The 4,832-nt window shown below is 33.2% G+C and carries 8 protein-coding genes; all 8 read right to left on the bottom strand.

Going from position 1 to position 4,832, the window contains the following annotated elements; translation table 11 throughout:
• Positions 1 to 416: 416 nt before the first annotated feature.
• Positions 417 to 578: a hypothetical protein gene (locus tag ACI3VO_RS06375; protein ID WP_439757104.1), complete on the bottom strand. Its 162-nt coding sequence runs from the start codon at positions 576 to 578 to the stop codon at positions 417 to 419.
• Between the two features lie 210 nt (positions 579 to 788).
• The gene (locus ACI3VO_RS06370) at positions 789 to 959 is read right to left on the bottom strand and encodes a hypothetical protein (protein ID WP_439757103.1); all 171 of its coding nucleotides are present in this window, start codon (positions 957 to 959) and stop codon (positions 789 to 791) included.
• A gap of 567 nt (positions 960 to 1,526) precedes the next feature.
• The gene (locus ACI3VO_RS06365) at positions 1,527 to 1,709 is read right to left on the bottom strand and encodes a hypothetical protein (protein ID WP_439757102.1); all 183 of its coding nucleotides are present in this window, start codon (positions 1,707 to 1,709) and stop codon (positions 1,527 to 1,529) included.
• Between the two features lie 261 nt (positions 1,710 to 1,970).
• Positions 1,971 to 2,288 carry a hypothetical protein gene (locus ACI3VO_RS06360; protein WP_439757101.1) on the bottom strand — a complete coding sequence of 106 codons (318 nt, stop codon included), beginning with the start codon at positions 2,286 to 2,288 and terminating at the stop codon, positions 1,971 to 1,973.
• A 279-nt stretch (positions 2,289 to 2,567) separates the two neighbouring features.
• A complete protein-coding gene (locus ACI3VO_RS06355; RefSeq protein ID WP_439757100.1) occupies positions 2,568 to 2,822 on the bottom strand; it encodes a hypothetical protein in 255 nt (84 codons plus the stop codon).
• A 216-nt stretch (positions 2,823 to 3,038) separates the two neighbouring features.
• Positions 3,039 to 3,320 carry a hypothetical protein gene (locus tag ACI3VO_RS06350; protein WP_439757099.1) on the bottom strand — a complete coding sequence of 94 codons (282 nt, stop codon included), beginning with the start codon at positions 3,318 to 3,320 and terminating at the stop codon, positions 3,039 to 3,041.
• A 147-nt stretch (positions 3,321 to 3,467) separates the two neighbouring features.
• A complete protein-coding gene (locus ACI3VO_RS06345; RefSeq protein ID WP_439757098.1) occupies positions 3,468 to 3,806 on the bottom strand; it encodes a hypothetical protein in 339 nt (112 codons plus the stop codon).
• 252 nt (positions 3,807 to 4,058) lie between these two features.
• The gene (locus tag ACI3VO_RS06340; RefSeq protein WP_439757097.1) at positions 4,059 to 4,310 is read right to left on the bottom strand and encodes a hypothetical protein; all 252 of its coding nucleotides are present in this window, start codon (positions 4,308 to 4,310) and stop codon (positions 4,059 to 4,061) included.
• Positions 4,311 to 4,832 lie beyond the last annotated feature (522 nt).

The raw sequence follows: 4,832 nt of genomic DNA, 5'->3' as shown, positions 1-4,832 counted from the left end.
GATCCTGAGGAAACAACTTCATTTTCATCTGAATTTTCCACATCTTCCATGTTATCTCCTGGGATAACGTCGTTAGATATATCTTGAGGATCATCAGATTTCTGTATGTTAAATTGAGTTTCTACAAAATTAGTTAATATTTCAGTCCATTTTGTCCAAACATCATCTTGTAGTATTCTCTAGTAAGTCTACATGAGAGTGTACATAGTTACCAGAGCCTCATCCACGTCTCTGCTTGAGAATTTGTCCAAGGTTTTTCTGTTCCGTTTTAGATCGTTTAGGGCCTTGTTGTATGTATCTAAATCACTTTGTAATTCCTGTTTTAAAGCATTTGAATTAAAGCTTATTTTTCCATCTTTTACGCGGAGAAGATCTGTAAGTCTTATAAATCTAGCTACTAGATCTCTTAGTATATTCTAATACTGCTGCGCATCTTCTGCTATCTCTACATCATCTACTTTAAAGCCAGCAAACGGAGTAAATCCACTGTAAACTTTTTCAAAGAGTTCTATATTTTTAGAAGTAGCTTTAGCATAAGCGTATCTTCCTGAATACATATCTCTAAACAGCTTGTTCATGTCTACGTACTCTGGAGTAATATTAAACTTTGTTAGCCTGTTTATAATACTTCTAATATTATCAAATAACTTCTAAAAGAATCTAGATATCAAATTACCTTCGTAATATTTATCTTGACGTTGCTCCTATGAATCTAATACAAATTCTGCAAATCTGTCTGCTAAAAATTCTTCTATCTATTTGTCAGTGGCAGTTCTAATTTCAGGATACTACTGTCTTGCGTCAGAATACATTCTATTTCTTTCTTCTTCGCTTAAAATAAACAAACTTATTTTGTGGAAGGATTCGTGATACAGAGAACCTCTAGCTATTTTATTGGTATTAGCGTCTCTAAATATTCTAATTCCAGAAGAAGCGCATTGACCGAACACATACACCATTGCCTGTCTAGGTAGATCGTATCGTTTGTCTATGCTTGTTAAGAAAGTTAAGTCAAAATGCTTACCCAGTATTTTCTCAGCTCTACTTAGTGCAGCATCAAAGTCTTCTTTCTATACGTGTTTACTTAGGAAATCGAATACAGAAGACAAATTGGCAGAAGGACTCTGCATAGACCTAGATACAGTTCTTATCAAATTTATGTTTTCTTCGCTATTTAAATATTCCATTATTTGCCTATCACTAAGTTTGGGATATTGCTTTTTCACATACTTAGTATACAAAGTTTTCAAAGGAATAGTGTACTCTTTAGCGGTCTTTCCTTCTTTAACTAATCCGTCTATAACTTCAAATAACGTTCTACTTTGCGGATCTTTAGATAAACTTTGTTTTAACTCCTCGTAAGTAGCAGGTATCTATAGAGAACTCAACGGATCAGTTTCTTTAGCTGCAGGCTTTTTAGATTCTACTTTAGATATAGGAGTGGGAGGAGTAAATTTTCCCAAAGTTCCTTTTGGAGTTTCTCTAGTTTCAGGTTCTGGAGATTTTACTACCTTTGATTGATATAGCTATTTAAAACTTTCTTCTACATCACTTGGTATAGCTCCTTCATATTTTTCGTCTAGAATGTCTAATACGTCATCTTCGCTCATTGACGAATCAAATTCTGTAGATTCTCCGTTAACTATAAATTCAAACTTACCGTCTTCTTTTTCTACTATGTCTGCAGAATTTTTAGCTTCTTCTACCACCGTTACTTTTTTCTTGCCTGCATTTAAACCTACATATCCACTAGGAACTACAGTGTTTGATGCTTCTTTAGGAGCAGTCGGTGTAGCATCTTGATTCTAAGGTGAGGCAGAGGTTGCACCCCCCATTCTGTCAATAAGCTATGCTATTGCGTCAAGGACTTTATTTAGTGAAGTTTCTGTAGCGCTTGACGTACCTGCTGTAGCGTTTTTATTATCCTACAGCTTTATACTAGGTATGTGATGAAACTTCTTTCCTCCAACCTATAAGAAATTACCAGCTTCGTCCATAACTACTATACTGACATCTTTTCCTGCAGCAGCAGCCTTTATTATTTTCAATTTTAATTCCTCATTTTTATCAGAATCGTCTATTGAAAAATGTAGTCCTTCGTCTGAACTGTATATGGTTCCGGTATATGAGTCCTTATTTAGTTTATTACTTTTATGCCCATATATTCCTATTTTTAAATTAGTGAACTTTATATTTCCAGACGAGTATTCATTAGCTATCTTATCAAAAATATCTTTAAAGAAAACACTTATTTTCTTTGCCGCATCATTCACGTCATTACTTAGCATTTCTTCTATTTCTTCTCTAGAAGTTTCTTCGTAAGTTTGTTTTAGCTTACCCTTTCCTGCAGCTGCGCTGTTAGAAGAATTAGGATCATTTACTACGGTAGAATACTATCTTTTTTTTCTATATTTTATATATACACTAGGCTTAGTTACTAGGTTAGAAGTTTTAGATTGGCTAAGGTCTGTAAGCAGAATGCCGTTATCTACTATAAACGATACATAGTTAGTTCCTTCTGCTACATCTAGTATAGTACTTTCTCCAAACTAAGAATCTTTAGTAGTCTAAATGCTCAGAGCACTACTAAAAGTAGCGTTAGGGTTACCTGCCTTCATTCTGTCTACTCTAAAAGTTTTCTTAGTTTTTATAAAGTCTACCAATTGGTCAAAATTGTCATCAGACAGCGTCTGCTCTCCAAATATAACTTTACCATTTTTATCTATGTATAACAATCTTTCTAAATTGTGATCACTAGGATTGTTTGCATAAGCATCTGTACCAATATATATCAAATTGTCCAATAGACTTTGAAAACTCATAGTAGTCTATACTTTAAAACCATCTAATTCTAAAGTATTAACAAAGTCTTGTAAGTTTATATTATTATTTTGTATGTGTCTAAGTAAAGACGCTATGAAATTAGCAGTAGAATCATCAAAACGTTTAGGGTTTAATTTTATAGGAATCTACGTTCTGGAGGCAGTTAAGAAAGAAGGTAGTACTAAATACATTGCTCCAGGAGTACCACTAGCATACTACATTCTAACTTTGTTTCCGCTTCTATCAAAATGTATTATAGCTGCTCCGTCGTCAGTATCGTAAGAACCAAATGCAAAAGTTAACGGTAAAGTGGTGTATCCTTGTAATTCTTCTGATCTAGAAATCTCTTCTTTTATCTCTTTAGTGTAGCTCTGCTCAAGGTCGTTTAATTTATTGTCTTTAGTTTGTTCTAAATGTTCTAATAAAATAGATTTTGCTAATGATAATTTTTTAGGTACTAGTTTGTCAGTTCCGTCTTTTTTGTTTATAGTGACCAAACTCTTATACGTTTCATCATCTATGCTGTTTTTATGAGATATGATGAGCTATAGAATTTGATCTTTTGTCTTTACTTTGTTTATCTATTCTACCAGATCATCGTGCTCCTTGATTATTTGATCTTGTCTTTCTTGATATTCTGTTTTCTAATCTGGTTCAGTACTTTCTTTTTTTACATGATTTTTTTGCCACTGTTCTAGAGAAAAGTAATATCTACCGTTTTCGTCTTTAACTAAACCTAACGAAGGTACTTTATCTATTCTATCCTGTACGTGTACAGATTTTCTATTAAAGTTTTCATAATTAACTTCTCCATTTGCAGGCGTAGACGAGCCCATAGTCAATGCTTGTACTATGTTAGTGGCATTTTTCAATCTTGAGAATCTTCTATTATAGAAATATTCTTTTAGAATTTGTTCTGCTAATTTCTGACTATTCTGTTCATCTCCCATGTAAAAGTCGTAATCATTGGTGATAGCTTGCATAAATTCATCTGCGTTACGACTTTCTCTTATGGCCTTTTCAAATTTTTCAAATATATCAGTTAGAGTATCTACATTCTATTCGGTATTTGTATAATCTAATTGCTAACCGTCTTTTGTTCTGATACGTATTGAATTTTTGCCATTAAACCATTTTTTAGCTAAAGCCTCTTGAACCAAAAGTCTAACTATAGGAGTTCTTTTCTCCTAGTCCTATATGTTTTTGTTGGATAAAAACATATCTGGAGTTTTATCCTAAAAGAAAAATAACAGTTTCTTTGCTCTATTTAAATTTGGATTTTTAATTCCCTTGTGTTGATTCTTTATCCCTTCTAATATTTGTGATACTTTTGGAATAAAGGTACCGTGCAGATCAGTTACTCCGTCTCCGTATTTTGCTACAGATATCAATAAATCAAACAGTTTAGACTTACCAGAGCTATCGTTTTGAAGCATCTCTTTTGTTACAGAGAAACCCATTTCAGGAGAATTTAATAGATCTACCAACTCGTCTATATATTCTTCAGAATTTTCTAACGCCTACTAAGCTTTTGATTCGTAGAAGCTTTTCATCTGCTCAGGCCCCACATAGTTACCTTCTTCGTCTTTATATATTTGTAAAGACTCGTTCATTTCGCTACGAGTATTGTAGTCGAAGTCTCCATACACTAACTATACAGAATCGTTGTCAAAATAAACTCTATTGCTAAAACTTTTTTCTGCAGTATCCAGATCAAACCCTTCTTCTTGTACGTCTACTTCTTCTTCTCCTCTCTCTTTAAAAGACATTAGTAGATTATTTATTAGCTCTACTCTACTATCTATTTCAGCTTGATTAGGCTTAGTGGTTCTATTAATAGATACGAAATCTGCAAGATTTAGAACAGTAACCTACTTTCCAGTATGTTGCTGATACATATTGGTTATTAAGGGCAACGCGTAAACAATATTGTCATAATCTTCTTTATTTAACTTTGCCGCTCCTATTTTTATCTCGTCTTTTTCTCCTTTAGCTAAAGACTCTAGTAA

Source organism: Intestinibacter sp. (genome assembly GCF_051866655.1).
Lineage (GTDB): Bacteria > Bacillota > Clostridia > Peptostreptococcales > Peptostreptococcaceae > Intestinibacter.
This window is presented reverse-complemented; position numbering and strand designations above follow the sequence as displayed.